Source organism: Microbacterium sp. CGR2, assembly GCF_003626735.1.
Taxonomy (GTDB): domain Bacteria; phylum Actinomycetota; class Actinomycetes; order Actinomycetales; family Microbacteriaceae; genus Microbacterium.
In genome coordinates this window covers 2,748,429-2,773,851 of the sequence record NZ_RBHX01000001.1, presented here as the reverse complement: position 1 = coordinate 2,773,851, position 25,423 = coordinate 2,748,429, and the positions used below count along the sequence as shown (strand labels likewise).

The following is a 25,423-nucleotide window of genomic DNA, read 5'->3' as shown; positions in this document are numbered from 1 at the left end:
CGTGCAAGCTTCGAGAAATCTGCTGCATCCGATTCAGGCATAGGTCAGTACCTCCACCGGGAGTCGGCGTGACGTCGAATGCGTCTGCGCGTGAACACCAGCGACACGGAACTTCAGCCCCACGTCCTCCGGTGCATGCGGGTTCGCTGTCACCTCACCGACGTCATCAGGTCGAATGCCAGACGCATGAACTGGCACCCACACGGTTGGTGACTGCTCCGTGACGCGCTGACCTGACTGGTCGACGTCACGAGGCTGACCCGTTGGGAACCGCACACGCGCAGGACCGGTGTAGATGGTTGTGATGGAGGGAATCATGGTTCCGGTGGCAGGATCGCGTACCGGTGGGCCTGATCGGCGGATGATGATGGTGGTCTCCATGAGACCTTCCATCTTGTGACGCGCAGAGGCGAGCTTGGACGAGGTAAACATCAGCGGGTCGACAACGGAATCGAGTAAATCCCGTCCCCATAAGTAGGAGCCGCGGGCATGAGCGACTCGCGCTCTTTCTCCGTTACGTAGATGCGCCCGGATGCCATGGACGGGTCGACCTTCTCGCCGTAGTCGTCACCGTTCCACTGAGAAACGCCATCCGGGTGACGAACCTTGCGCTCCACCATCGCCACGATCACATCGCCAACGTCGTCCGCGCTGAGATACGTCGGGTCCGTGTCAGGAAGAGCGTTGCGCAGCGAGATGCCGGGAACGACGCGGTTTAGTTCACGCCATGCCACGCCCAGCCATGTGGGAACGACGCGTTCTTCGTCAGGAGTGAGGGGACGCTCGATCGAACCGCGAACGTCTTCGAGAGTTACTGGATTGTCCACGAGCGCCCCCTCTCCTTCGTTACTTGACCGACGTTTCGCCGGTCTCGATGTTGCGCGTGACGGTCACCTTCGTGCCGTCAGGCTTCACCGCTTCGTACTTCTCGGTGCGGTCGTTGGACCCCTCACGCTCGGCGACGGTCTTCTTGACCGGCTTCACCGCGTTGACGGTGCCAACCGCGATTGCCTCAGCACCGGGCTGAGGTGTGACAGACACCGCGATTTCGGTCGGGTCGGTCGTGTCGGCCGGTCCGTCACCAGGTGTGGTGACGGACGGCTTCGTGACATTCGAATCGAGAGTCGTGGTCTCTTCGGTTTTCTTCGTGACTGCCATGCTCGGTTCCTTCCGGGTCAGCCGTTGAGGACACCACGGAGACGCGCAGCGGCCTTGCCGCCGAAGGTCGCGAGGCCGCAGAAGAACTCGAGGCGGGTGCGGTAGGCGGGCTTGTCGTCGACCTCACCGAGGTCACGGACATCCACACCACCGTTGGTCAGACCGGTGACAGCGCCATCGGTCTCGTCCTCACCGAAGCGAACGGCGTAGATCGATCCGGCGAGGCTCGAGGAACCCTGGGTCTCGTTGTTCGCGAGAATCGGGGTGCCTGCGAGGTTGTCGCCAGCATCCAGCAGCGGAATGCCGTTCCAGGTCGCGATGCGCTTCCCGGTCAGATCCTCCACGACCGTATCCGTGCCACCGACGCGGCGTCCGGCGGACAGCACCTTCGCGCGCAGTGCGCGGGGTGCGTAGATCGCGCCATTCTCGGCAGTGATGCCGGGAACCGCGGCGATCAGCTCGTCGAGCTTGTCCATGAACGCGAAGATGTCCGTATTGCTGGAGCCGACGATCGGGATGCCGTTCGTGCCGGCGTCGATGACCTGGGCGCCAGTGAGGCGCTTCTTGAGGCCGTCGAATCCCTTCGGGTCGACCTCGACATCGCCGTTGAAGAATGTGTCCTGGAACTTGTAGGACGCGGCCTTCACCTTGAGGCGAGTCTGGATGGCACGCTGGTCGTTCAGGTCCGAGCGGGTCCGCTGGATGAACGTGTCCACGTCCGCGTCACCACCGAGGATGACAAGCGACTCAGTCGCCTGCACCACAGTGCCGGTGGACTCGGTGTAGGCCTCGTTGACGGAACGGAACGCGACACCGGGGAGGGTTGCTTCCTTGTTGTATGCGTACGCGTTGCCCTGGATCTCCATGAGGGGCAGACGGTCAAGAACCGCCGACTCCTGCACGAAAGTCTCGATGACACCGCGCTGAAGGTCGTTCTGCGAGAGCAGAGCCGCCTGCGCGAGGGTAACAGCCATGTGCTGTGTCCTTTCAGGTTTAGCTCGACCGCAGAACGGCGAGCGTCATTACTTGGTGGGGTTCGCGTAGGCCTGACGCAAACGGTCAGCCCCAGGACGAACATCCGGCTGGTTGCCGGAGCCTGTGGCACCGATCCCCGCGTCACGGTGGTGAGCAGTGGTGTCGGTGGGCTTGAGGAGGTGCGGAGAATCCGTCTTCAGTTCCTCGAGCAGTTTCTTGACGGCCGCTTCGTCGGCGTCACCGTCCTCATTCACTGGGATCTCCCCGAGCTTCTTCGCATCGAGTAGGGCGAGAGCCTGAGCTGGCTTGATGAAGCCGAGTTCTGCGGCCTGGGCGCGCACCTCGGACGCGCGGGCCTTCGCGTTGAGTCGCTCAGTCTGAGCGGTCTCGACATCCTTGACCCGATCGTTGATGATCTTCTCGATGTCCTTTTCGGACGTCGGGCCAGGCTTGTCTTTCAGTGCCTTGATCTCTTCCGGGGTGAGGCCGAGCTCGGTGAAGGTCCGCAGCGTGGCGTCCTTCTGGTCGATGACAGCCTGGCGCGCCTTTGTGCGATCCGTCTCGAACTTCTCGAGGTAGGCGGCAAGAGCGCCCTTGTCGGATACTCCGAGGGATTCCGCGTCAGCGTCAGAAACTTCGATGGGCATGCTGATCTCCTTGCGAGATTCGTGGCACGTTGCGTGCCTGTTGCCCGCAGCCGTTTCGGTGCGGGGTGTTACTGGTACCGCGAGATGAAGCCGTTCATTCGCAGTAGTTCGATCGCCTCTTCCCGGCTTGTGGCCTGGTCGTAGATGTGATCGACGGTCATCAGGTCCGGTTCGCGGCGAAGTTGCTTCCCGCTGAAACCGCGTCCCCGGATGTTGACCACCTGGTTGATGTCGGCACCGTCGCGGATCGCTTGAGCGTCTTTCTTTCCGAACAGCCGGTCCTGCGTCTTGTCGTCGAGCGTTCGGAAGTAGGCGCGTGGATTGATCGTGAAGTCGCTGGCGTCGGATTCCTGGGATGGGATGTGCCTGCAATCGCAGTGAGGGTGAGATTGGAAGCCCTGATTCCACCGGTAGAACTGTCCACCGAGGACGATGCAGAACTTGCAGGAGGGTGGATTCAGCATCCGCACCCAGCCCTGCACCTTCGGGCGCACCGTGATTCCCGCGCCTACCGCTTGCCGGTCAGCATCGCGCACCGTATCCATCACCACCGACTGCAGCCATCCGCGAGCTGCAGTGAGTGCAAGAGCAGGCGCGAGACCTTCCGCCACTGCCTGCTTCGCTTTCACTACCGACCCGGAAAGGAGGGAATCTAGTTCCCCGCCATCCGTTGAACCGCCCGCGAACCGGATTGGACTCACGCGGGCAACGGCGGGAGCTTCAACTCCCGTCTCGGCCAGCACCGTACCGACGTATGCGACGCCCGACACGGCGGCTGCGTACTGACCAGCGGCAGTCGCATCGAACACGCCGGCCGCTATCCGCGACCACGATTCATCGAAGTCGTCAGTCATCCGGCCCCACAGGGCATCTACTTCCTGCGCTGTGGACACCGCGATGAGTTGCTGCTGTCGATAGTGGCTAACCGCCGACCGTGGGAGCGTCATTCGTGATCTCCGTCTGATCGTTCACCGGAGCGGGTGGGGTCACGTCCTCAAACGCGCGGGCTGCGGCCTGAAGTCGGTTCGCGAACGCCTCGTCTTCAGCCATATCCATCCATCGGTCGACCTTGCTTGTCGTCGCACCGGGGATCATCTCGAACGCGGCCCGGCGCGGGAAGCCCTGCGAGATGAGCTTCACGATCGCGTCGATGATCTGAGCGAACGAACGCGCTTCCGCGTCCGCCCACACCGTTTCAGCCTCAGGGGTGAACTCGGTTGTCTCACCCATCGCGTACCACGCGAGCTCGGCCAGAGACTCGTTACCCTCCCCCGCAGCGAGCTGCAGTTCCTTGACCAGCGATGCGAGGGTTGACTCGGCACCTGCCAGAGCATCGCCCGACAGGTTCGCCATCTGTGACAGCAGGTACTGGGGTGGGATCTGAGCGGTGGAGAAGAACTGCACCAGGAATGACGACAGCACTTCGATGTAGTTCTTCAGATTGGACTCCGCAAGGTCGAAGACCTTCGTGTCGCCACCGGGGAACGCCAGAAGGCGATCGACGCCCACTCGACCGGGTGTATTCAGCAGCGGGATAGCCCGCCCCTGCGCATCCACCTTCGGAGTACCATCCTCATTCTTCTGGTAGAGGAAGTTGCCGTCCTTGTCGGTAGCGCGCGGGTCGAAGCCGGTGACAACGCGCTGACGAAATGCGGAGAACTGCATCGCGAGAAGCGTGTTGAAACGGATCGTGTTGATCGCATCCTGCTGAGGGATCAGAGCATCCATGGACGACCACGGCTGACCCATCGCGTCCAGCTGGAAGTCGTACAGCGCGAAAGGAACGCGCCGCATCGGATGGGTGCCCTCCTTGACGTACTCCCACCCAGACGTTGCGGTGTATCCGCCGCGCTCGAAACGAGTCATCGACTCTTTGTCATAGACGATGCCGATGGTCTTCGTCGCCATGATCGAGGTCGGCAACCACATCACGCCCGCCATCGGAGAAGACTCCTGGACGGTGTACACCTTCACTGCCCACAGAGGGGTGAAGGGGTCGTCAGGGTCCATCTCAATGTGGACCAGCTCGAGCGACTCAGGCCGCATGATCGGCTTGGACTTGTCATCCTTGTTCGGCCACACAGAAACGAGGCCTCGACCATGCTTCAGCATCGACGCGTACGCCAGATCCTGCCGTTGATCCATCTTGTTGGACTGCCACGCGTTCCAGATGCGCTTGTCTGCGTCCTTCCCGAGACCCGTCCGAATACCATCCGCCCGCAGACGCTGCACTGGGGCTGTCATCGCGATGCCGATGTAGTTCGCCGGAGCCTGCTTGCGCAGATCGTCGTACTCCTCGTTGATGCCCTCAGGGGCATACGGGAGGTCGTGATCTCCGCGTGCGTACCGCTCCCGCTTCGCGAGGATGCGTGATTTCTCCTTGAGGGCACGCTCCCCGCGCAGCAGGCGGTCCATAGCGACGTTGACGTCCATGCAGGCGCTCCCGTCTCATGTGAATCCGTAGAAGGTGGTTGAGATTTCGGGCTGCTTGCGCTTTCCGAGGTCGCCGGCCGCGATGGCGTCGCTGACAGCTTCATGAGCGAGCACTGACGACATTGCAAGGTCGATCTTCTGAGTGGTGCCGTTCGCCTTGCCGAGGATGTACGTCTGTCGGCGCAACCCGTTTGGGTCAGTCGCGACGCCTCGCGCACGCTCTACTGCGTTCCGAATGTGTTGCTCGGTGAACTGGCAGTCGTCGTGGGTGAAGTCCGAATCCGGGTTGGTGACGTCGATCTTGAAAGACTCGAGCGCTGCATGCATCGGGTTCAGCCGATACGTGGGCCACTCGATCACAACCTTGTCGCCGTACTTCCCCTGAAGGTGCGAGATCTCAGACCCCCACAAAGGCGGGTCCAAGTACGCACGCACGACGTCATAGTTCGCGAAGATGTCATCCCACGCAGCCATCACCTCGGAGCGCGGAATCTGATGACCAGGCCAGATAGCCGGGTTCCAGATCGTGCGCCTCTCGTCGTTGTGGTAGACGGGAGTGAACTGGTGGCGGTCGAGCGTTTCGAGCCTGATGCCCGTCCAGTCGTCCTTGTCAGAGCCATCGAAACCGGCACACACGGGCACCGACTTCGGACGGTCACGAACCTCGAGCTTTGACGTCCACGCACCATCCGGCATCCACTGACCCGAACCCATCGACGGGCGGTTCCCGTAGAAGCGAGCCGCCTGGTTCGGGTCTTTCTGAACCAGCTTGCCGGCGTCGATCTCGATGCGCTCAAGGTCAACCCAGCCCGACACTCGCTCGCCCTTGCGGTTGAGCTTCAGCGCCGAATCGCCGTAGACGACCTCGTGAATCTTGTGACGATCCCGCCGATTCGTGTACGACAAGGTCGATGGAGCCTGAACGTGGTCAACGTAGTCCGTAGCCTCGCCCGCTTCTGCGATCTGCTGAGCCACACTGTTCTCGGCCAGATCCCATGCGTTCGTGGTGAGCATCGCCCGACCACCCGTACCCGACAGGCCGCGGTACTGCGTATCGGCCAGGTAGCGCATATTTGGGGACACCCACGTGCCCGTCTCATCCTGCGGCGCGAACGTGATACGCGCACCCAGGCGAGACAGAGCCTTCGACGTGACCGGCTCGACCCACCCCTGACCAGGCAGGTTGATCCGCGTCTCACCCGTGTCCGGAATGATGTCCGCGAGCGGACCCATCTGGATCATCGGCAGCAACACCTTCCAGATGTTGTCCGTCTGATCCTCGCTATACGCCGTCACCTGGATGATCGGAGTGGGCCATGGACGAGCGACAGGCTCACCATCAGCGTCCCAGCCGGCGAAGAGAACATCGCCCACGGCTTCAGCGCAGATCATCGCTGACGTAATCGGCGCCTTGCCCCACTTCTGCGGCTTCACCAACAGCGACCGCGTGTATTGCCACGCTGTCTGCCAGCGAGCCTCCGTCGCGGTCGGCTTCAGTCGGTAGTGATGCACCAGGAACCGCAGTTGCTCATCCGACAAGATGAACGCCTCGCCGGCATCCTCTCGGTCGGGCACAACACAGTGCGCTTCGATCCACTCCGCCACAGCCCAACCGAGAGACGGAAACTCGCCCTCGTACTCAGGACCGCGCCAAGGCATCAGCCGACAATCTTCAGCTGCGTGCGCTTCGAGGCAGTTCGAGACTTCTCAGGAGCCGTCGTGCGCTTCTCGCCCACATCATCGGCGTCAGCAACCTCCCACAACAGGGAACGCATCGCCTTCGGGTTCAAGCCCAGCACCGTCTCCTGATTCCGCTTCTCCGCAAGCAGAGACGCAGACGGGACGTCCTCGCCATACAAGCGAGCTCGCAGGATCGCGTAGTCCGCGAGCACCATGTGCATGTGATCCCGCTCCCATGCCGCAGCCTGAGGCATCCGCCACAGAGACGCCCACACAGTCGGCTCATCCACCTCAACGATCGGCCACTCAGGCGTCACACCAACGCGACCACCAGAAGGCAGAACAGTCTTCCCCACCGACACGTTACGACGGCGCCGAGAAGCAGGATCTTTCGGGGCAGGACCAGGCATGGCTAGCTACTCTCCGAGGCATTGCGCCTCATCAGGCAGGAACCCGCTGGCATTGCGCCAAACGGGCGGCAGAACGACCCTCAAACCCGTACGCAGCTTTTTTGCCATCCCCGGCGGTCCCGGTTCGTGTGGCTGCGGAAGGGTATTCCCCCACCCCTTTCGAGGTGTCGGGGTCATCGTTGGTGTGATCGTCGTCCTGCTGCTGACCTGTTGCAGGTGTATGCGTGTTCAGGACCACGATGTTGTGTGCGGTCTTCGTCGTCGTGCCCAAGATCCCATGGAGTTTCGGGTTGAATGATCTGTCCGCATCGCCAGCATGTGATGCTGCCTGCTGCGACCTTGGGTTCCCACTCGCTTCTGAGTCGGTCGTGCGTGCGGTCGTAGCCTCTGGCTTGTCGTGTACCGCGCCGTCTGTCTGTCTGCCTGGCATGGGTGGGGCAGCGGCCTGTGCCGTCGAGCAGTGTTGGGCATCCAGGGGCCGAGCAGACGCGCATGGGGCTACTCGTCTTCCCAGCCGCGTACGGCTCGCATGATGTGACGCACGGGGCGCTTGGCCTCTCGAGCTTCGGTGACGTCGCGCTCTTCGCACATCCACGCTGCTCGCATGGAGGGGTAAGTGTCGCCGCGGATCTCGCAGGTGTGGGAGGTGAGCAGGTCATTCACTTCGCGAACGTCAGACATCGTGTCCACTCTCCGTTGAGTAGTGCTGGTCGTTGGTCTCGCATTGCCGTGCGGCTTCAGGTGTGGCGTGGTCTGTGTCGCACTCTCGGCAAACGTTCGCGAGGTGCAGCGGATGGTACGTGGCTGCATGCTTCTCAGATGCGCCCACGGTTACCTCCATGGCCCTTCTGTCCAGACGCCGTCGTGGCATGTCCGGTACTTGGGTTTGCAGTCGGGGTGTGTGGCTACCTCGACGCGCATGAACATCCAGCGGACGAAGCGTCGCAGCTGGTGCCGGTCGATCGCGGGCTGGAAGAGGATGTAGGCGAGCATGGTCGAGGTGATGCCAGCGACGATGCCGATAGCGATTCTCATAACCGTTCTCCGCATGTTTTGGACTTGATAGCCATATCGGTTATCCGTGTGCGAGGTGGGACAGATCGAGTATCTCGGCGCCCTTTTCGAGTAGCGCGGCCATGTGTTCATGTCCGTGGTGGGCACAGAAGGATGCGGTCACGCCCGACTGATACTTCGCGTAGATGAACGCCCGGACCTTCGCGGGTGCAGCGGGGTTGTTGTCGCACGCGATGCATGTGTCTTCGGCGACTTCCATGACATGCACGATCGCCTCCTCGATGTTGAGGGTGGGATTGAAGGAAGGGTTGAAAAGGTTGCCACGCGGCCCCAAGCATTGGGCTCTTACCTTCGTCCGGCGATGTAGTCCGGCTCTACCTGGCGTGGTCTTCTGTGCATGGTGGCCTGCAGGACCGCGCCGGTATTCCAGCACACGCCACGCACATTGCTCCAGGAAGCAGGATCGAACTGCTGTCACCACGTCTGCCCGCGCGAGCATCGGTGGGAGTGCTGACAACCATCAGCCTGGAATGCTCCCGTATGCGTCTCCGGGACACGAGCACGTGTTCAAGTTGTTGCGAACCGACCGGGGTTCGCTGTGTGCCGTTGTTATCCGGCGTCTCACCGCCGCTCGCCAGGTTGTCACACACTGAGCTGGACGGGAGTGCAAAAAGCCCCGCCAGTCACGGATGACGACGGGGGCAAAGGATGGGGCGGAAGTTTCGACACTTGTGCCCTGCGAGGTCGATACTACGGCAAAACTACACCGTTGTCATTCACATCTTCTCCGCGAGTCTCGCCGTCATAGGCGAGGGCTCGTTGCGCGAACTCTCCCGCACGCGATTCACCGCATGCTCGGCATGTCCAGCGAACGGATGCGAACGGGGTGTCGGGGTCGTAGTCGATGACGACAGGGTGCCTGACCGTGTCGCCTTCTTCGTTCACATACTCGTCCGCGTTGCACTCGGGGCAGGGCTTCAGCCATTCGAGCGTCGACCTTGGTGTGAGCTTCCCGCGGATGAGTGATGCCCAACCGGTCAGTTCGTGTAGGTAGAACTCGGTGCTGTCTGGTGAGGTGAGGATGGCGGCGTACCATGCGCGCAGATCGTGCACCGGGTCACGTGTCACCGCAGCACCGGCCATGCGGCACCAGTCGCCGATCGTGGATGTGATGCGGTGGAACTGCATGAGTGCGTCTGCATCGAGGATCATCCTGGTGTGCGATGCGGATCTTCCTCCCGATCTTCCGGTTGTCGAGTGGATCGCTTCCTCGAGTTGCACGAGTAGCGCGTCTTCGGTTGCCCATGTGTGTCCGTCGTCGGTCTGCACCTTCACCGGTTTCGGGAGGGTGAGGTCATCGACTGCGTCTAGTAGCTCACTCATCGGTTTCCTCCTGATCATGTTCCTGGTTCACCGGTACCCACGGGCCAGGCTTGACCGCAGGCACGCGCTTCACGAGCTCGTAGACGAGGCGTAGATCTTCGTCCTGATCCACCTCCCACTCCATACGCTCACGGATCGACTGCTCTGCCTGCTCGCGCGAACCCCATTCGAGTTCCTCGTAGATCGAGCCGCTCGCGTTGAAACGCGCGACCCAGCCGTACTCCCATTCCGGTTCCTCGGCTACGACCCGTGCCGCGAAGTAGCCAGCGATGAACGCGTGCCGTTGCTCCGGAGTGTTGTTGGCCGGATGTGTGTCGCGGTACCTGGGCCACGCTGCCTCTGCGTCCTCCATCGTGCTCATGCTGCGTCCCTCCCTTGCTTGAGTGATCCGTGCGTGCCATTGCGCACCGAGTCGAGCATGTTGTCGCTCTGGGTGCCGTAGGCGAGGTTCGCGAGACCGTTGTCGTCGCGATTGTCATCAAGGTGTCGTCCGACCATGCCCTCGGGTCTCGGCCCGACGAACGCGGCCAGCACGAGGCTATGGACCGTAGCGAACTTCCGCGGGCGCACCTCGGACAGGCACACGCACCAGTACCGACGCTTGGTCGGGCGCAGGATGCGTCCACGTTGCTTCCGCGTCCGCCCGTCGACCAAGGTCGCGATGCGGTCGAGCGACCGGATACGGCCCATGTCGCTGGCTTCGTAGCGGCCCTCATACCCGGGAATCGCTTTCCATCGCTCACTCATGGCGGTTCTGCTCCTCTCGGTTCTCGGCCCGATACTTACCGAGGTCGCGGAACACTCGCCACGACCGGTTGCTCAGCGTCGTGCGGGCGTCACTCATGCGCTCGGTGCGGTTCTCGATCACGCCCTCGATGGTGAGGTGGTTCAGGCCCGCGATGTCGGTCACGAGGTCGAGGATCACCAGACGCTCGTCGGCCTTCGACTGCCACATGACGGCTTCTAGGCAGGGACGGTGGTAGACCTTGCCGTCGCGGTTGCCGAACGAGTGGCGGGCGTCACGACTCCAGCGGAACCGGTGCCCGCATCGCTCACACCTCAGCGTCGCCCAGCGTTTGATCTCGGTCAGGTTCTTCATCGCTGTTCCTCTCGGTTCTCGGGTGGGGTGGCGGGGGCACGGAGAGCCCGCACCGTGGCGGCGTGCATCATCGCGGCCTTGAGGTGTGCGGATGAGCGGATGAACGGCCGCAGTGACTCGACCTGCTCGATGTGCCACGCGATGAGGTCGCCGTGTCCCGTCGCGTCTTCGCTCGGCTCTATCCCCACAAGGCGACGGAAGCCAGCGGCTTCGAGTTCGGTGGCAAGTCCAGGCGCGTCCATCCCGCGAATCGCATGCCAAGCCTCGTCCTTGCTCAAGAATTCAAGCAAGTCGTTCTTGATCGCCTGCTCTTCGCTCATCGGTTCTCTCCCTGGTCTCGGTTCTCGGGTGGGGTGGTGGGGACGAGGGCAGAGAGGGCGGCACGGGCTTGCTTGCGGAAGGCCTCACGATCCTCGTACGCCATCAACGGATAGCTGTCGGGGTGCGCTTCACGTTCCCACCCCTCGGAGTTTTCCCAGTCGGCGATCTCGTCCGTCCAGTAGTCGGCATCAGCGGCCTTCGCGATAGCCACCGCGATCCGGTCGATGATCTGCTCTTCCTGGCCCTCCTTCGCTGTGGGGTCTTCCCAGATGAGCAGAGCGCATCCGAACGGCGGTCGGTCACCCTTGGGTCCGATGACAGCGTTCGGTCGTATGAAGCGCATGCGTCCCGGCAGGAACTCCACCCGTAGCGGTGAGCCAGGCTTGTCGCGCTGCGGTTCGACGTGCTCCTGCCACCACTTCTGCTCGACACGGTTCGCGGGCAGAAGCATGACGATGCCGCGCGTCGACGGCCACTCCGCCCATGCCTTCGCGAGCCAGTCGCCGAGGTTGGAGTAGGGCGGGTTACACCACACACGCTCCCCAGACCATGACTGCTGCAGTCCATCGTCTGCCCGGGTGAAGTACCGGTCGCACTTCGTGTTGTGAGCAGCCGCGGCGACGTCAAGCGTGAACGGCTCACCGAAGCGATTTTCGAGACCACGCACGAATTCCGGTTCGGTGCCGCGGTCGTCGACCTCATCCAGTGCCCCACGTGCACCCGTCTGCTGCGGATGGTTCTTCGCCTTGAAGCCTGTGAGCGTCATGCGTTCTTCCCCTCTCCGACTATCGCGTCAATCGGCGCGGGGCGCTGTCGCGCGGCTGCGATCAACGCGAGGACGGTCTGCGGGTCCACGGCGGCGATGTAGCGGATGTCACGCATCTTCTGCTCGACATCAGCCCCGTACTCCACGAGGAACGCGCCAGTCGCCGGAGGCCGCGAGTAGGCTTCCCCATCCTCATTGAAGTCTGTCCAGGGTCCGGGTGTTGCGGCCTTGGCGACCCGCTCGAGGTAGTCGAGGTTGAGCGCGTCGGACGGTTCGCTCTGCGGCTCCGCGGTTCGCCATGATGCATCCGGGCGCGTGGTGCCGTTCAGCATCTTCCGAACGGTCTTCAGCGTCGTCACGACCGCATCGTCATAGTCGGTCAGGGCGGGCGTCTGGTACATCGGCAGAGCGAGCGTCTTGTCGATCCAGCCGAGCACCTGTGCCACCTCGCCGCTTGGCTCCGGTACTGAGGTGCGACGGGGGAGCGCATAGCGATCGGCAGTGATGATCGCTTTCAACGTCGTGATTTCAGCCTTGAGCGCCATGACCTGCCTTCTGTCATCGGATTTCAGATCGGCGTCCCGGCACGTGCATGGATGGATCGCGCATGTGCGCCCTTCGCGGGCGTCCTCCTGTGAGAGATGGACGCACGGCTGAGGACACTCGCCGCTTGGCTCCGGTACTGAGGTGCGACGGAAGTCTGTGAGTCCTTGGCTGAGGAGTTCGCGGAGTTGGTGGCGTGGGATGAGTGATTCGCGTGGGATGAGGTTGGCTGCTCGTTGTGCACGTCGGTTGGCGTTGTGGCGTTCTCGTGCTGCTTCTCGCGTCTCAGTGGACTGGGAGGCACGCGCGTCACGTTTGGCTCTCAGATCGGCGTCTGCGGTCTCCTGTGCCTGTTTGCGTTCCTCGGCGACGTACTCCATGGGCGTCTTGCCGGCGTTGATCTGCTTCCAGAACGCGTAGTCACCATGGAAACGAGTGAAGACGGTCTTGCATGAGACGTCGGATGGGCAGTGCCCGGTCGTGCAACCCTGCTCGAAACCCTGAGTGGTTCCGTGCGGGAACGTGGTGTCGGTGATGATGTCGGCGTTCATCGCACACCCTCGGCGACATCAAGACGAAGGCTCAGCTTGACCAGACGCTCCTCAGCCTTGCGGATCTGCGAGGGTCTGATGCTGAGGCGGGCGTACCAGAGCCAGTCCCAGTAGTCGTTGCACTGATCGCGTAGGCGCTCGATCCTCCGTGCCTGTCGCCTCTCGCGCCAGACGCTCATCGGACACCTCCAGCAGCACGCAGAGCGGCGCGAGCTTTTTCTCGGTGTGCGTCCTGGATCGTAGGGAGGACCCACGACCAGGGGCGAGGAGTGTCGAGCGTCTGTGAGATGTTTTCCCACATCCAGATTGCGAGGTTCTCCACCTGCTCATCAGAAGGTTCCCCGCCGGGAAGCATTCGGAACCCGGCCGCGGACACCGATTCGACCACCCTCATGGTGAGCGGCACTACGTCCTGCCCAAGGATGTGCGGCTGAGCGTTGCGTGGGTAGTTCGATGCGTTCCACGTCACGGACTGCACTGCTCGGATCAGGGCTTCACGCTCCTCCGTGATCTGCTTCTTGTGTTCGCTCATGCGATGTCCTTCTCTCGTTCGGCAGCCAGGTATCGCCGTAGCTGTTCGGTCTTGTCGGTGTAGGCGCGGGCGAGTGCAACCTTCACGGGAACTTCGATTCGTTCGCGCCAGAGTTTGTTGCGGCGTCTGGGTGATGCTTCGAGGTTGGTGATGAACTCGGTGAACCAGTCATCCGCCGTCGACCATGATTCAGGCATCGGGATCGCGATGTTGCACAGCAGCGCATGGTGCGGCGACGGTCTCGGGCATGTGGCAGGCGCAAGCCATGCAAGCCGCACATGTTCGCGTGCCGTCATTTGCGTAGAACGTCCGGTGGGTCGGATCAAACTCGGTCATGTCTCTTCCTCCGTCAATGGGAAAGGCCACTACCCGAGATGTTCGGGACAGTGGCCTGTGGATGATTGGTGCGGTTAGTTGCGGCGGTCGGTGCAGTAGAGGCACGTGCCGTCGTCAAGCCAGCGATGTGCGCCGTCCGCACATGACGGGGGCGCTTCCTCGCTCATCGTCGATGGGAGTTCGGCGCGACGTTTCGCCCGGACTCTCGCGGTGATGTGCGCTGGCAGCAGATAGTCGGTCGACTCGGAGAAGTGACCGTTGACCGCTTCGACAGCATCCGGGTACGGGACGTGTGCGAGCAGCGGCGACCATGCTTCGATCGTCAACTGGTCAACCTGCCGGTTGTCGAGCACCTGGATGCGGGCGAGCAGCATCGTCAACTCGTCGGTGTTCATACTGTGATTTCCTTTGGATCAAGTGAGGTGACTTGCCTGCCCGCAACCTCACGGCCTGCAGCGGCGGTCTGTTTCGCGCGTTCGGTTGGTGTGAGTCTTCGATGTCCGCGGTCGGTGTAGTCCTTCCGCATCCAGAACCGCCACGCGGCAACCCAGTCCTTCTTCGTCGCCGTCCTGCCCGATGCGGCGCGCCAGTAGTCAACGAACTGCTTCGTCGTCTGGTCGATGTCGAGCGTGGGACATTCGGAAGCGAGCTCGGATCTCATCGCTGCGGTCACGATGAACGGTTCGGGGATGCGTGTGCCACGTTTAGCGGCATCACCCTTCTTCGTAGAAGAAGGGTTTATCTCTTTCCCTATCCCTATCTCTGCATCGGATTGCATCGGTTTGCTTTGCACTTGCTCTGCACTTGCATTACTCCACCGTTTTTCTGCGGCTTTCCTTCGCTTCTCGGAGAGGTCGTCGCGGTCGGCCTTCGTGAACTGATGCTCCGCGTAGTCCCTCAAGATGTACGTTTCGGTGTCCATGTAGAGCAGCGGGCGCGTTGGGTGAGATTTGCATAGCTCTTGCAATGCACTTGCATCCCAGATGAACTCTGCGTCCTCTACTTCGATCACGCCATCCGTCTCGCGCTCTCTGGAATGACCGTTCATTTCGACGAACGCACGGAAGGCAGCATCAGACAGCCGACGCACCTTCTCGTGCTTCCAGAAGTCGATCGGGAACGTCATGAACAGTCGCTGATCTCTCGGCATGCTGTGCCTCCTCTCTGGTGTTCTCGTCAATGAGCTGGTACCAACGCCCGTCCGGGTATTGGACCGGTGTGGACTTGGCCCGCTCGAGTGTTTTCGCGTGGGTGGACGCGGGGAGGATGTTGATTCCCCGTCGTTCGAGGTCTTCCCGAACAGCCCCGGACGCGTCGGCCTTGTCACCGTTGCAGCGGACGCATGCGCCCAACAGGTTCGCGGGGTCGTTCAGGACTCGAGACCCGCCGGCTTGACGGTTGGCGCGGTGGTCGGTTGTCTCTGCCTGCCCGGTGCATCGTGCGAGGTTGAGAACACAAAGGCCGTCATCCCTCTGGATGACGGCCGTCTTGTCCTTCACGGTGGGGTGGTTGGACCCCTTGCGTTTGTTCACGTCCTGAACCCGATGATCTCGGCAAGGTGTTGCGCTTCGATGAGTCGCAACTGTCGTTCCCCGTTCTCCACAGCGGAGACGGTGGCCTGCGACCATTTGAATCCCCGATCGCTCATCAGCTTTCCGAGTTCGCCTTGAACGATTTGTGATCGGTTGCGGGCCATGCAGACGTCATGCCCGATATCTTCATCGGACTGCGGCTCCCGGATTTTCACGGTTCGCGGTTCGGATCCGTCGAGGATGCCAAGGTTGCGGAGCGCCCGCGACCTGGCGATCGTGTCAGCCGATTCCAGGGGCGAGCCGGCGATGATCGCATTCTCGTCCTTCGTTGACCCCTGCGCCCATGCGGTCGCATCCGGTCTTGACACCGTCCCGATGCTGGGCCGCACGAGGTAGGCGGCGGCGTTCATCACATAGGTGACGTTCCCGTCCGGGTGCTCGATGACACGATCGATGGACGCTTCCACGTACCCGTTCGGATACTGCTCACGGAACGCTGCGAACCGTTCCGCCGCCCTGACGATCTCGTCCGCGATGACAGTAGCCTGCGGTTTCGGGAGGCGAGACTTCCTAGTGTCCTCTGGGATGTCGATGTCGGTCATTCTGGAATCTCGATTCGTCTGCGCGCGATGCGCGGCTTGATACCCAGTTCCGCTCGGCGAGTTCGCGACCGGATGGCTTCGCACACGCGGCACTTGCGGCCGTAGCCATTGCCGTGCGGGAGTGTGTTCTCGGCGTTGAACTCGTGCCCGCGGATGCAGTGCGTCTTTCGGGCGTTGTTCGATACCGGGCTATTGCTTCTCAGGCCGTTCTCGAGCGCGGTGACCGGCTCCAAATGATGCGGGTTCACACACCTTCGATGCGGGCAATCGCGAGCGAGTGAACACTTCGTGTAGTCGTGGCATCGGTGATCAATCTGGATGCTGCTGTCCAGTGGTCCATTCAGGAGTATCCACACGACGCGGTGTGCTCCCGACGAATTTGCGCGTGCACCATCGGGATAGGCGCGCCCGTATCCGAAGCGGTCGACCCACCCCTGCCACGGCCAGCACTCATCTGGGGTTCGATCGTGAAACAGTAGAGACCGCTTCATCGTCGGCCATCGCCGGTTGCCGATGGCGTCAGCTATACGTTCTCGGCTGTACGAGTTCGAGTCCGTCATCACTGAACCTCTCCTGGTATTCGTAGATTGCGTACATCGGCACGTCGAGGATTCCGATCGCGCCGCCGCTTCGGTTGGGATATCCAGGCCACAAACCGGACTCGAGACACCGCGCGTACAGCTCACGAGCCGCCTGAGCCTTCCGAGACCCGATGCGCTGTCCGTCCTCGCTAAACACATGAACGTTGGCGAGATACGGCGCTGACGCCTCCACGACGACGAACAACCACGGCGGGCGTTCTCCGGTGATCAGCTCGTAGATGTGCGAGTACCAGCCAAACTGGATCTCGTATCCGAGGGTGAATGCCTGGCGGGCGAAACCAGACTCTGACGCATCCCCGGCCGTGGTCTTGAGGTCGGCAATCCTCTTGCTGAGGTAGTCGAGTCGCCCACGCATCGGGACGCCGGTTGCGGGATCGGTTGCGAACATCGAAACCTCCGGCTGCCCGCCTTCGAACAGCGCTCGAGCGGTCCCATTGGACAGCACCGATTCGGCCATCAGGTTCACCACTCGGGCAGTGACCCGCTTGACCGGGATCAGTCCCTTCGACCGGGCATCCGCTTCGAACGCTTTCGCGGCCTTCGTGGAGATCGCACCGTTCGATGCGAGTACGTTGTCGAGTTCGGCGCCGTCGTACTCGAACCGCTCCGGCCCGTTCCCATCCGGGTAGACGGCGATGTCGGCACCGACACCCAACACCTTGGCGTGCACGGCTGAACCGAGATCGAACGCATCCCTCGGTTCTTCCGGGTGCGTGACGTAGTGGTGGTAGTGGGCCGGAGACTTGAGGATCTTCTTCGCCCCAGTGCTGCTCAACCCGGGCTGGCGGTGATACCGCTGCTCCTCGAGGCCGTGCACGAGACCCTGATAGTCGCTCATGCGGTCACTTCCATGTGGTTGTTTTGGCTATCTCCATCGTTGTGGAGCACCATCAAATTCGGACCACTTCCGGGCACAAAGGCAATCGCCACCATCTGATGAATCATGTGGTGTTTGGTGACCCCGTCCCTGCATAGGTCGACTCGGTGGTACCCACCTTGAATTCGCTCTGAACGAAGAATTCTGCTCCGAACCAGCCGCGTCCCATCTCGGGGGCCGGCGACTAGCCGTTCGAGTGATCGAACACGTCCTACGTCGCTAATCTCGTAGCAGCCCTCGTAGCCTTCGACGGCCTGCCACCGCTCCGTTGCGTTCATCAGCACTCTCCTTGTTCGATGCGGACCTTGGTGAGTTCCTGGAGTGCTGCCGCTTCCTTCGCTTCCACGTACCGGTAGTGCATCTCGGCGGCGGCTTTCTCTTCCTGTGCGAGCTGCAATCTGTGTTCGAGCTCAGTGATCGAGGTCATCTCTTGATCTCCCGTAGCAGGATTCGCACGTGCAGTGCGTGACTTCCCGGGGCAGATGTTTGCACCGGGTGGATTGGTTGTGTGGTGGCATCATCGGGTCGACGGTTGCGCACCGGATGCAGGGGATGACGCCGGTTGGGGGTTCGTGTTCGTCCCACTGTTCGGCGTACTCTTTCCAGTCGCGATCAGTCATCGGCGGGTATCGGTTCGGTGCACTCGTCGCACTCCGACTCGCGGCCTTCGATGCGATCAACGAATCGCGACCCCCTGCTGTCCGGTTCCGAGTAGTGATCGTGGTGTCCCGGTTCGTCCCCGCACGGGTAGGGCTTGATGATCATCGGATCGACTCCGTGCTGCACGGCGCGCTCATAGACGATCTCGCCCGACTCGTCCGAGAGCATGGACTCGGCCCACTCCCACGCCTCCTGACCGACGAGATCCTGTGCGAGCGCATCGGCAAGTAGGGCGACATGACGGGCACCGATCATCCGGTCGACGCGGTCGCCTGCTGTCGATCGCGGCTCCACCGTGAACCATGACGTGCCGCTGATCTCCAGACCGAGGGCACGTGCGTAGAGATAGGGAACCTCGACCTCCAGGGGTCGGATCGTTCCCTCTTCGTGCGGGTACAGCTCATGCGCATAACGGCGCTTCGTCCTGCGATCGGTCATGTCAAATCCTTCGTTTCGTCGTTGATTGAGTGAGGGTCGGGTCGATCAACGGCCCAACGGTGCGGGTCGTGTGCCATCGATAGCGGCCTGGCCGGACGTGATGATTGCCTCGTACTCGGCATCGAGCTCGGCGCTCACGAGTGCACCTTCTTCCCGCACAACGCCTTCAACTCGCGGTCGGATTGCACGGTCCCGTTGTCGAGGATCTGAGTCGTGCCGTCGTTGTACGTCACCTGCCACCAGTCGTTTCTCTTATCGCCGGCGTGACCGTTGTTCTGCAGGTATACGCAAGCGATCGGGATACGCGGTGTGGTGGATGCTGCGGCGAGTGGTGTTGCGATGGCGGCTGCGATCACAGGGACCGACCATGCGGCACCCAACACGACCGTTCTGCGCGAGACGGGGGCGGTCACGACTGCTGTCCAAGTCGTTTCGCCCGCGTTGCGAACACGGCGGCAAGGCCATCGCGCACGCGATATCCAACCCGGCCCGCCATGTCTGCGGCCTCCCAGGCGCTGCGAAATTCCAAGAGCTCCAACGGGTAAGCCTCAGACGAAAGCGCCTCCGAGATGGCCGCAGCTCTGACTTGAGCGTCATGCGCAGCCAGCCACCGGTCGTACTGCTCCTTGCGGCTTCCGGGGTGCGAGTTATGTCCTGCCCCAGTGATGAAGCGAACTTCGACTTCCATATCGGTCGGCGTGTACTCGTCCACAGGTTTCTCCGTTCGGGGTACGAGAAAAGGCCCAGACGGTTCGCCTGGGCCATGCGGTTTGAGAGTGGGGCCGGTGGAGTGAGGTCTCACACCGGCCCCTGGGGTCACTGGGAGTCACGGCAGATGACAAGTCCGTCAACGCCTCAACCGATGGCCCTGGCGAATGCGCCACGAGTCGTCGATCTTTGCCCCTTTGGACGCGTTGCAGCCTGCGCAGGCTAGAGCGCAGTTGTTCCAGGTGTGCGAGCCTCCGACGCTGACAGGAATGACGTGCTCCAGAGTTGCCAGGTCGCTTGACCAACCGTTCCCAGATGCGGCATCGGGGAAGGTCATCAAAACTCCGCAGTAGCAACACCGATCACCATCGAGCTCACGCAGCGAATCACGACTAATCCCCTCGTCCTTCGGAAGGCCTTCGATAGCCTCCTTCCGCCGCAAGTAGCGGTTTCGGTTGCTGTCCGGATGCAGCGCCGCATGCCGGCGGGCATACTCGCTCCCCTTGGCGGGATTCTTGGCTCGCCACTCGCGGCCGTGCTCACGGCGGCAGTCTCGGCACACCTTCCGCCTTCCCGACGGCGTGTCCTTTCGGGTTTGGAACTCGTCAAGAGGGAGCGCACGGGAACACTCTTGGCAGACGTAGGTGCCGTCATCGAGACGTTGAAACTCGCTGTCCCTCCGCGATGCGATAGGCACATCCGCCTGCACATCGCCTGTTCTCCTGAACCGGCTGAAATGAGAGTTACAAAGGCTCCGCTTACGGGCAGGGCGCTCGCAGGTTTCGACTGAACAGCTCACGTCCCCTCCTTCTCGCGGCTTGGTCATGACGCGCTCACTTCCAGCGCCACATTCCTCATGAGTGCGGCAGTGAGAACGTTGTGCACTGCGGTCTCGCCAGTCGGGTCTTTGTACGTGATGGCGCTTGGCATCGTGTACGTCTCAACCACGACCGGGAACCACGGCGCAGTGACGATGTGTCGGGCGTACTGCTTCGCCTGCCGAACCGAATGGCCCTGCTCGATGGCCAGGTTCTTCAGGAACGTCTCAGTGATTTCAGGCACGACAGTTACCTCTTTCGGCTTTACGTCGCCCGCGCCGAGGCACGGATACGACAGGTTTTCGGGTACGGCAATCGACGGTTAGATCAGCAGCGAGCCGATGGAGCCGGATCAGTTGACGGTGATCAGCCGGACAGAGTCGCCAGACGAGTCAGAACACGGCGGGCATGATCTCGATGATCATCTGACCAACTCCACATACCCCGGTCGACGTACGAGAGGTACAGATTTAGGGCCACGTTCGGGTCGACGCCGCGGAGCTGGCGGGTTTCGCGGAACTCAAGCAGGATCGGATTCGTCGGGTTCGTCTGCGGGTACAGGGTGGAAGCGAACTGAGTCATCGAACACTCCCATCCGCGAGCATCATCGGCCCTGGAACAACTCGAGAGCGGATCGTGGCGAAGTAGAGGATCGCGTCATCGAGCAGCGTCTCGGCGATCTCTTCCTGCTTCAGCGCAACCGGGTGCTTCGTCGACACCGACTCGTAGTGAGCAGCGTTCTCCAGGTGCCGAGCGGCAAGGTGGAGCTTGGTGGCAAGCTCGGTCAACTCAGACTTGGTCATGCGCTTCACGTCGCGGTTCTTGGCAGCTTCGAAACGTGCCTGGACGTCGCTCATCGCACTGCCTCCGTCTTGCATGCACGCGGGTAGTGATCGCGCCGAGTTCCAGAAGCAGTCACCGCAACCGGGTCAGACGCATCACGAGCCGCCCAATACCGACGAGACATCACGAACTCGTACACCGGCCATGCGATCCACAGGACGACGATCGCTGGGACCGCGAACCAGAGCGGGATGGTGTCAGGACTCATGGTCAGACCTCCGCATCGAATGCCACGGAACAAACACGGGCTGGGCGAGAATGTCAGCCGACTCCTCCGGGTCAATCACCGGGGGCATGTTCAACTCGAACGGGTCAGTCATGTGTGCGGCGTTCATGACGCCACATCCAATGCGACGAGCTTCCCGAGACGCACACGCAGACGCTCAAGACCACGAGCGGTGACACGAACCTGAGGCGCAGTCGGAACGAGTACGCCATCCGAGTTCAGACGGGGAGGCATCGCGCGCTCAGTCAGATAGCCGGCGTCGAGTGCAGACGCGTACGGCCTCCACCTCTTGCCCTCACCGCGGTAGATCCACCGAATGAACGCGAGAGCTTCAAACAGGCGCTGAGGGCCAGTATCGACACCGGCACGCTTGAGGATGTTCGCCGCATCAGCAACCGCATAGTCACCCTCGGCCGATGCAAGCTCATCCCAAGCGTCTGCTTTCGGCTGTGCGACCGCGAGAGCTGCCAGGGCTGTCTGAGCCGCCTGGATGATCTGCGTCGCCCCCTCGAGCGAGGTCGGGTCGAACGATGGCGTCGAGATTTCCTGCTTGCGGGTCTGCACCGCGAAGTACTGCTGCAGTGCCGCAATCTCCGGCTTACGAGCGTCTGAGTTTTGGAAGAGGATGTAACACCCGTAGCGGGTGAGTTCAACATCCTCGATCTCTCTGCGCGAGCCGGAGCCAATGGGGACCATTTTCGCGGTGCCGCGAAAATGGTCTGAGGCATCGAGTCCGGAAGTGTTCACGGACTCGATGGCGCGGTTGATCGCACCAGAAAATCGTTCCCAACGGTCATAGCCGGCGAACGACATCAGGTCACGGGCTGACCAGACTTCACCGTCCGTCAGAGTGACGATCTTGAGATCGTCCAGCCGTGCACTCAGGGCGAGGGCGTTCATGACGCTCTCCTCGCCTTTGCGCGGGAGGGCTGAGCCCATGCATCCTGCTGAGGCGGAGTGATTCTCGACGCCTCAAGAGTGCTGGTATCGCGGTCAGTGGCTTCATCGCCGAGTCTCGCGGACCTGTGCAGATCCTCGACCGTGATGCCCAGGAAGACTGCGGCTGCCTCGATCTCGTCGAGGGTGAAGGGCTTGTGACCGTTGAGTCTGCCCGAGACCGTGGGCCAGCTGAGATTCAGCGGCTCGCAGAGTTCGTAGAACTTCTTCTTACGTCTTTCCATCTCGGCCCTGACCGCGTTCGCGATCGAGACGGAGTAGGTGTCGGTGTTGGCTGGCATGACTCCATCATTGTTCGTGTTTACGAACAGCGCAAGTCTTTGATACAAATCCGTTCGTAATTGAGTACGCTTCTCACATGCCCAAGCAGCCAACAGTCGGGAAGGGAACCGCGAAATCTCGCGCCCTGAACCCCGACAAGCACACCGAGCACACACCCTTCGCGATGAGCATCACCGCCTACATTGATCACGTGCGTCAGGCATCCGGCCTGTCCATCCGTGGCGTCTCCAGGATCTCTGCCGGCCAGCGGGGGCTCACGTGGTGGGCCGACATCTTCAAGGGTGAGAAGATCCTCACGACCAACGACGTGCACTACATCGCAACCGAACTGATGGGGATCAGCCCATACGAGCTTGTAGCCAACGCGCGGCGGCTATCGTCCGGTCAACCCATCCCCGTTCAGACGTTCAATGTCGGTGGCATCACAGACGATGACTACACACAGCAGGCAACCGAGGACCAGCGCATCCCGACTCGCAAGGTGGCGAAACGGGGCGTACCCAAGGCTCGCCGGGCGTTCGAGGGGGAAGATGAAGGATCTACTGACGATGGCGGCAAGAGCGGGGCTTGAAGTCCACGCCATCGATATGCCGGAGGGCGACCTCGGGTACTACGCCGCTGACGAGCAGCGGATCTACTTCAACCTGATCTGCACACCAGATGAGCGCCGGGCGGTGATCGCTCATGAACTCGGCCATCATCACTACGGACACGCTTGCGGGGATCACCCCCCTAACGAACGTCAGGCGGATGCATACGCTGCAACACTGCTTGTCGCACCGGATCTGTATGCCGAGCTCGAGCAGATCAACAGCCATGCCGAGTGGATCGCAGAGGAGATGGGAGTGACGCCGGAGGTCATTCTCGACTATCGGACTTACTGCCTACAGCGTCTCGGGCGAGTCACGTACACGCGGGCACGCATGGGGGTTGGGCAGTGGTTGCATCGCGGCTTACTCGCGTAGGCGTGCCTACAATGCCCCATTGCGATCCCTGAATTTCCGCGTAGACTGTATTTACGGACACCCCAGACGGGGAGTACGCAACATCCGCGTGATTCTGCGGCAGAACAGGCATTCAGGGGTGCGGGAAGTAACAGTTTCGAGTCCCGTTACTCACCCCAGTGAGAAGAGGCCTGAACCGTGCGGTTCAGGCCTCTTCTGCGTCTCGGGTCGGCGCCTCTCGCGTCTAGACTGACGTGGTGTCGCTCGCGGTCTGGTTCTCTCTCTTGACCGCCTCGGTCGTCATCAGCTTCACGCCAGGAGCCGGCGCGATCAACACCATGTCGAACGCGCTCAACGAGGGGTGGCGCCGCTCGATCTGGGGCATCATCGGGCAACAGATCGCGCTCGTGGTCCACGTCGCCATCGTCGCGGCGGGTCTGGGCCTTCTCGTCTCGCGATCAGAGGTCCTCTTCAACGGCATCCGCTACGCCGGCGCCGCCTATCTGGTGTTCCTCGGCATCCGTCTGATCCTGACGAAACCGATCGTGGTCCTCGTCGACGATGACATCGCGTCGGCGCAGTCGCGAGAGGGGCGCTGGTCGATGATCCGACGCGGCTTCTGGGTCAATCTCCTGAATCCGAAGGCCATCGTCTTCTTCCTCGCGTTCATCCCCCAGTTCATCCGTCTCGATGAAGCACCCGTTCCTCAATACCTGACCTTGGTCGCCACCGTCATCGTGGTCGACGTCCTGGTCATGTGGGGCTTCTTCGCCACGGCCGCGCGTCCCTTCCGGCGTCTGACGAGGTCAGCGCGTGGCCAGCGGACCCTCAACGCCGTGTTCGGCACTCTCTTCATCGCCGTCGCAGCGCTGCTCGTCTTCATGCACTGATCGGCTTCGCGTACTGATCAAGCGCCAGCCCACCCGCCCGTATGCTTGGGGGCGATGGACATGGATGCCGCAGCCTTCGAGGCTCTCGTGATCGACGAGCTCGACGAACTGCCCGATGAGATGGTCGCGGGGCTCGAGAATGTCGTCTTCGTGGTCGAAGACCGTCCCGAGGACGGCAGCCTCGATCTCCTCGGCCTCTACGACGGGCTGGCGCTCACCGAGCGGACGCAGTACGGCATGGGCGAACTTCCCGATCGCATCGTCGTCTACCGCGAGCCCCATCTTGCGCTGTGCGCCTCCGAGCATGAGCTGCAGGACGAGATCCACACGACGCTCGTGCACGAGATCGCGCACTACTACGGCCTCGACGACAGCCAACTCCACGAGATGGGCTGGGCATGAGCCGACCGATCGCTGATCCACAGACCGTCGAGGGGACGGATCTGAGCGCAGCTCCGATGGAGCCTTGGCAGGTGGTGGTATGGAACGACCCCGTGAACCTGATGAGCTACGTCGTCCGGGTGTTCCGCACGTACTTCGGCTACTCTCTGGACCACGCGACGGCGCTGATGCTGTCCGTGCATCACGACGGACACGCCGTGGTCGCCACCGGGCCTCGCGAGACGATGGAGGTGCACGCACAGGCGATGCATGACTACGGACTCTGGGCGACCGTGCGGAGGGCGCCGTGAACAGCGAGCGCATCGTGGTTCTTCCGATGGCACTCATCGAGGGGATTCACCTTGCCCAGATCGTGGAGGACTTCCTCGACCTCGTCAAGGGCAGAGACGCCGCCGACCCCGCTGTCCGGCGACTGACTCCGAGCGCATATCCCGACGACCTTTCCGCTGCGGCATCGTTCGCCGACAGCACTCGCGACGATCTTCTCGACCGCCGGCTCGGCGATGCCGCGACGGTGCGTCAGGCGCTGGCACCCTTCGACGCGGACGCCGAGGCGCTGACCGAAGACGAGGCGCTGGCGTCGCGCGATCTGGCCATCGCCATCGACGACCTCGACGCCTGGCTCCGCACACTCACCGCAATCCGGCTCGTGATCGCCGAAAGGCTCGGAATCGCGTCCGAAGATGATGAGGCGGACGACGGCCGGCGTGACGTCTACGATTGGCTCGGCTATCGTCTCGAAGTCCTGATCCAGGCGGCGGACCACTTCGACGCACGACCGTGACCGCAAGCGG

The 25,423-nt window shown here is 62.0% G+C and carries 44 protein-coding genes and 1 pseudogene; 6 read left to right on the top strand and 39 right to left on the bottom strand.

From position 1 onward, the window contains the following. Window positions 1-33: 33 nt before the first annotated feature. From D7252_RS20600 to D7252_RS13735, 39 genes and pseudogenes are all read right to left on the bottom strand, one after another. Entirely contained in the window at window positions 34-393 is a 360-nt protein-coding gene (locus D7252_RS20600) for a DUF6093 family protein (RefSeq protein WP_374225789.1), read from the bottom strand. Window positions 394-431: 38 nt separating this feature from the next. Beyond that, window positions 432-827, bottom strand: a complete 396-nt coding sequence (locus D7252_RS13920; protein ID WP_120775931.1) for a hypothetical protein — start codon at window positions 825-827, stop codon at window positions 432-434. Window positions 828-846: 19 nt separating this feature from the next. Further along, window positions 847-1,158 (bottom strand): hypothetical protein, encoded by a 312-nt coding sequence (locus D7252_RS13915; RefSeq protein ID WP_120775930.1) that lies wholly within the window; start codon window positions 1,156-1,158, stop codon window positions 847-849. Window positions 1,159-1,175: 17 nt separating this feature from the next. Then, window positions 1,176-2,132 carry a major capsid protein gene (locus D7252_RS13910; protein ID WP_120775929.1) on the bottom strand — a complete coding sequence of 319 codons (957 nt, stop codon included), beginning with the start codon at window positions 2,130-2,132 and terminating at the stop codon, window positions 1,176-1,178. 48 nt (window positions 2,133-2,180) lie between these two features. Next, entirely contained in the window at window positions 2,181-2,780 is a 600-nt protein-coding gene (locus D7252_RS13905) for a hypothetical protein (RefSeq protein WP_120775928.1), read from the bottom strand. A 68-nt stretch (window positions 2,781-2,848) separates the two neighbouring features. After that, window positions 2,849-3,634: a hypothetical protein gene (locus D7252_RS13900; protein ID WP_120775927.1), complete on the bottom strand. Its 786-nt coding sequence runs from the start codon at window positions 3,632-3,634 to the stop codon at window positions 2,849-2,851. A 67-nt stretch (window positions 3,635-3,701) separates the two neighbouring features. Continuing rightward, a complete protein-coding gene (locus D7252_RS13895; protein ID WP_120775926.1) occupies window positions 3,702-5,213 on the bottom strand; it encodes a phage portal protein in 1,512 nt (503 codons plus the stop codon). Window positions 5,214-5,228: 15 nt separating this feature from the next. Further along, window positions 5,229-6,872 carry a hypothetical protein gene (locus D7252_RS13890; RefSeq protein ID WP_120775925.1) on the bottom strand — a complete coding sequence of 548 codons (1,644 nt, stop codon included), beginning with the start codon at window positions 6,870-6,872 and terminating at the stop codon, window positions 5,229-5,231. After that, complete coding sequence (locus D7252_RS13885) at window positions 6,872-7,183, bottom strand: hypothetical protein (RefSeq protein WP_147406744.1); 312 nt, start codon at window positions 7,181-7,183, stop codon at window positions 6,872-6,874. The genes D7252_RS13890 and D7252_RS13885 overlap by 1 nt, the downstream gene beginning before the upstream one ends. 618 nt (window positions 7,184-7,801) lie before the next feature. Continuing rightward, window positions 7,802-7,984, bottom strand: a complete 183-nt coding sequence (locus D7252_RS13875) for a hypothetical protein (protein ID WP_147406743.1) — start codon at window positions 7,982-7,984, stop codon at window positions 7,802-7,804. Between the two features lie 150 nt (window positions 7,985-8,134). Then, window positions 8,135-8,338 (bottom strand): hypothetical protein, encoded by a 204-nt coding sequence (locus D7252_RS13870; protein ID WP_120775922.1) that lies wholly within the window; start codon window positions 8,336-8,338, stop codon window positions 8,135-8,137. A 40-nt stretch (window positions 8,339-8,378) separates the two neighbouring features. Continuing rightward, on the bottom strand, window positions 8,379-8,585 hold the full coding sequence (locus tag D7252_RS13865; protein WP_147406742.1) for a hypothetical protein: 207 nt from the start codon (window positions 8,583-8,585) through the stop codon (window positions 8,379-8,381). 482 nt (window positions 8,586-9,067) lie between these two features. After that, on the bottom strand, window positions 9,068-9,700 hold the full coding sequence (locus D7252_RS13860; protein WP_120775920.1) for a hypothetical protein: 633 nt from the start codon (window positions 9,698-9,700) through the stop codon (window positions 9,068-9,070). Continuing rightward, complete coding sequence (locus D7252_RS13855; protein ID WP_120775919.1) at window positions 9,693-10,061, bottom strand: hypothetical protein; 369 nt, start codon at window positions 10,059-10,061, stop codon at window positions 9,693-9,695. The genes D7252_RS13860 and D7252_RS13855 overlap by 8 nt, the downstream gene beginning before the upstream one ends. Then, the gene (locus tag D7252_RS13850) at window positions 10,058-10,447 is read right to left on the bottom strand and encodes an NUMOD4 motif-containing HNH endonuclease (protein WP_120775918.1); all 390 of its coding nucleotides are present in this window, start codon (window positions 10,445-10,447) and stop codon (window positions 10,058-10,060) included. Before D7252_RS13850 ends, D7252_RS13855 begins: the two co-directional genes overlap by 4 nt. After that, window positions 10,440-10,799: a hypothetical protein gene (locus tag D7252_RS13845; RefSeq protein WP_120775917.1), complete on the bottom strand. Its 360-nt coding sequence runs from the start codon at window positions 10,797-10,799 to the stop codon at window positions 10,440-10,442. The genes D7252_RS13850 and D7252_RS13845 overlap by 8 nt, the downstream gene beginning before the upstream one ends. Next, entirely contained in the window at window positions 10,796-11,119 is a 324-nt protein-coding gene (locus D7252_RS13840; protein ID WP_120775916.1) for a hypothetical protein, read from the bottom strand. The genes D7252_RS13845 and D7252_RS13840 overlap by 4 nt, the downstream gene beginning before the upstream one ends. Next, window positions 11,116-11,886 carry a DNA N-6-adenine-methyltransferase gene (locus D7252_RS13835; protein WP_120775915.1) on the bottom strand — a complete coding sequence of 257 codons (771 nt, stop codon included), beginning with the start codon at window positions 11,884-11,886 and terminating at the stop codon, window positions 11,116-11,118. The genes D7252_RS13840 and D7252_RS13835 overlap by 4 nt, the downstream gene beginning before the upstream one ends. Next, window positions 11,883-12,980: a hypothetical protein gene (locus tag D7252_RS13830; RefSeq protein WP_120775914.1), complete on the bottom strand. Its 1,098-nt coding sequence runs from the start codon at window positions 12,978-12,980 to the stop codon at window positions 11,883-11,885. Before D7252_RS13830 ends, D7252_RS13835 begins: the two co-directional genes overlap by 4 nt. Then, the gene (locus D7252_RS13825) at window positions 12,977-13,159 is read right to left on the bottom strand and encodes a hypothetical protein (protein WP_120775913.1); all 183 of its coding nucleotides are present in this window, start codon (window positions 13,157-13,159) and stop codon (window positions 12,977-12,979) included. The genes D7252_RS13830 and D7252_RS13825 overlap by 4 nt, the downstream gene beginning before the upstream one ends. Then, on the bottom strand, window positions 13,156-13,512 hold the full coding sequence (locus D7252_RS13820; RefSeq protein ID WP_120775912.1) for a hypothetical protein: 357 nt from the start codon (window positions 13,510-13,512) through the stop codon (window positions 13,156-13,158). The genes D7252_RS13825 and D7252_RS13820 overlap by 4 nt, the downstream gene beginning before the upstream one ends. Then, window positions 13,509-13,709: a hypothetical protein gene (locus D7252_RS13815; protein ID WP_147406741.1), complete on the bottom strand. Its 201-nt coding sequence runs from the start codon at window positions 13,707-13,709 to the stop codon at window positions 13,509-13,511. Before D7252_RS13815 ends, D7252_RS13820 begins: the two co-directional genes overlap by 4 nt. Window positions 13,710-13,922: 213 nt before the next feature. Further along, window positions 13,923-14,243 carry a hypothetical protein gene (locus D7252_RS13810; RefSeq protein ID WP_120775910.1) on the bottom strand — a complete coding sequence of 107 codons (321 nt, stop codon included), beginning with the start codon at window positions 14,241-14,243 and terminating at the stop codon, window positions 13,923-13,925. After that, the gene (locus D7252_RS13805; RefSeq protein WP_147406740.1) at window positions 14,240-14,974 is read right to left on the bottom strand and encodes a hypothetical protein; all 735 of its coding nucleotides are present in this window, start codon (window positions 14,972-14,974) and stop codon (window positions 14,240-14,242) included. Before D7252_RS13805 ends, D7252_RS13810 begins: the two co-directional genes overlap by 4 nt. Window positions 14,975-15,376: 402 nt before the next feature. Then, window positions 15,377-15,982: a hypothetical protein gene (locus D7252_RS13800; RefSeq protein ID WP_120775908.1), complete on the bottom strand. Its 606-nt coding sequence runs from the start codon at window positions 15,980-15,982 to the stop codon at window positions 15,377-15,379. After that, window positions 15,979-16,230, bottom strand: coding sequence for a hypothetical protein (locus D7252_RS20110; RefSeq protein WP_183055302.1), 252 nt, complete (start codon window positions 16,228-16,230; stop codon window positions 15,979-15,981). The genes D7252_RS13800 and D7252_RS20110 overlap by 4 nt, the downstream gene beginning before the upstream one ends. A 54-nt stretch (window positions 16,231-16,284) precedes the next feature. After that, a pseudogene (locus D7252_RS20595) lies at window positions 16,285-16,473 on the bottom strand (hypothetical protein); the annotation flags it as partial. A gap of 28 nt (window positions 16,474-16,501) precedes the next feature. Continuing rightward, the gene (locus D7252_RS13790; RefSeq protein WP_120775906.1) at window positions 16,502-17,422 is read right to left on the bottom strand and encodes a PD-(D/E)XK nuclease-like domain-containing protein; all 921 of its coding nucleotides are present in this window, start codon (window positions 17,420-17,422) and stop codon (window positions 16,502-16,504) included. Further along, complete coding sequence (locus tag D7252_RS20590; protein ID WP_120775905.1) at window positions 17,419-17,739, bottom strand: NUMOD4 domain-containing protein; 321 nt, start codon at window positions 17,737-17,739, stop codon at window positions 17,419-17,421. The genes D7252_RS13790 and D7252_RS20590 overlap by 4 nt, the downstream gene beginning before the upstream one ends. After that, the gene (locus tag D7252_RS20105; protein ID WP_183055301.1) at window positions 17,739-17,888 is read right to left on the bottom strand and encodes a hypothetical protein; all 150 of its coding nucleotides are present in this window, start codon (window positions 17,886-17,888) and stop codon (window positions 17,739-17,741) included. The genes D7252_RS20590 and D7252_RS20105 overlap by 1 nt, the downstream gene beginning before the upstream one ends. 185 nt (window positions 17,889-18,073) lie before the next feature. After that, window positions 18,074-18,559, bottom strand: a complete 486-nt coding sequence (locus D7252_RS13780) for a hypothetical protein (protein WP_120775904.1) — start codon at window positions 18,557-18,559, stop codon at window positions 18,074-18,076. Window positions 18,560-18,693: 134 nt separating this feature from the next. Next, entirely contained in the window at window positions 18,694-18,972 is a 279-nt protein-coding gene (locus tag D7252_RS20425) for a hypothetical protein (protein WP_251050731.1), read from the bottom strand. Next, complete coding sequence (locus D7252_RS13770; protein ID WP_120775903.1) at window positions 18,969-19,271, bottom strand: hypothetical protein; 303 nt, start codon at window positions 19,269-19,271, stop codon at window positions 18,969-18,971. Before D7252_RS13770 ends, D7252_RS20425 begins: the two co-directional genes overlap by 4 nt. A 135-nt stretch (window positions 19,272-19,406) precedes the next feature. Next, window positions 19,407-19,604, bottom strand: a complete 198-nt coding sequence (locus D7252_RS20585; protein ID WP_120776979.1) for an HNH endonuclease — start codon at window positions 19,602-19,604, stop codon at window positions 19,407-19,409. Between the two features lie 485 nt (window positions 19,605-20,089). Further along, a complete protein-coding gene (locus D7252_RS13760) occupies window positions 20,090-20,329 on the bottom strand; it encodes a hypothetical protein (RefSeq protein WP_120775902.1) in 240 nt (79 codons plus the stop codon). A 122-nt stretch (window positions 20,330-20,451) separates the two neighbouring features. Beyond that, window positions 20,452-20,667, bottom strand: coding sequence for a hypothetical protein (locus D7252_RS13755; RefSeq protein ID WP_120775901.1), 216 nt, complete (start codon window positions 20,665-20,667; stop codon window positions 20,452-20,454). Beyond that, window positions 20,664-20,942: a hypothetical protein gene (locus tag D7252_RS13750; protein ID WP_120775900.1), complete on the bottom strand. Its 279-nt coding sequence runs from the start codon at window positions 20,940-20,942 to the stop codon at window positions 20,664-20,666. Before D7252_RS13750 ends, D7252_RS13755 begins: the two co-directional genes overlap by 4 nt. 317 nt (window positions 20,943-21,259) lie before the next feature. After that, window positions 21,260-22,054: a phage antirepressor KilAC domain-containing protein gene (locus D7252_RS13740; RefSeq protein WP_215110951.1), complete on the bottom strand. Its 795-nt coding sequence runs from the start codon at window positions 22,052-22,054 to the stop codon at window positions 21,260-21,262. Then, complete coding sequence (locus tag D7252_RS13735; protein WP_120775898.1) at window positions 22,051-22,392, bottom strand: helix-turn-helix transcriptional regulator; 342 nt, start codon at window positions 22,390-22,392, stop codon at window positions 22,051-22,053. Before D7252_RS13735 ends, D7252_RS13740 begins: the two co-directional genes overlap by 4 nt. A 77-nt stretch (window positions 22,393-22,469) precedes the next feature. Here D7252_RS13735 and D7252_RS13730 point away from each other — a divergent pair, with 77 nt between their 5' ends. From D7252_RS13730 to D7252_RS13705, 6 genes are all read left to right on the top strand, one after another. After that, window positions 22,470-22,964 carry a hypothetical protein gene (locus D7252_RS13730; protein WP_120775897.1) on the top strand — a complete coding sequence of 165 codons (495 nt, stop codon included), beginning with the start codon at window positions 22,470-22,472 and terminating at the stop codon, window positions 22,962-22,964. Then, window positions 22,942-23,358 carry an ImmA/IrrE family metallo-endopeptidase gene (locus D7252_RS13725; protein WP_120775896.1) on the top strand — a complete coding sequence of 139 codons (417 nt, stop codon included), beginning with the start codon at window positions 22,942-22,944 and terminating at the stop codon, window positions 23,356-23,358. The genes D7252_RS13730 and D7252_RS13725 overlap by 23 nt, the downstream gene beginning before the upstream one ends. A 236-nt stretch (window positions 23,359-23,594) precedes the next feature. After that, entirely contained in the window at window positions 23,595-24,227 is a 633-nt protein-coding gene (locus D7252_RS13720; protein ID WP_120775895.1) for a LysE family transporter, read from the top strand. 54 nt (window positions 24,228-24,281) lie between these two features. Next, on the top strand, window positions 24,282-24,629 hold the full coding sequence (locus tag D7252_RS13715) for a metallopeptidase family protein (RefSeq protein ID WP_120775894.1): 348 nt from the start codon (window positions 24,282-24,284) through the stop codon (window positions 24,627-24,629). After that, on the top strand, window positions 24,626-24,919 hold the full coding sequence (gene clpS, locus D7252_RS13710) for an ATP-dependent Clp protease adapter ClpS (RefSeq protein ID WP_120775893.1): 294 nt from the start codon (window positions 24,626-24,628) through the stop codon (window positions 24,917-24,919). Before D7252_RS13715 ends, clpS begins: the two co-directional genes overlap by 4 nt. After that, entirely contained in the window at window positions 24,916-25,413 is a 498-nt protein-coding gene (locus tag D7252_RS13705; protein ID WP_259461103.1) for a DUF2017 domain-containing protein, read from the top strand. Before clpS ends, D7252_RS13705 begins: the two co-directional genes overlap by 4 nt. Window positions 25,414-25,423: the final 10 nt, after the last annotated feature.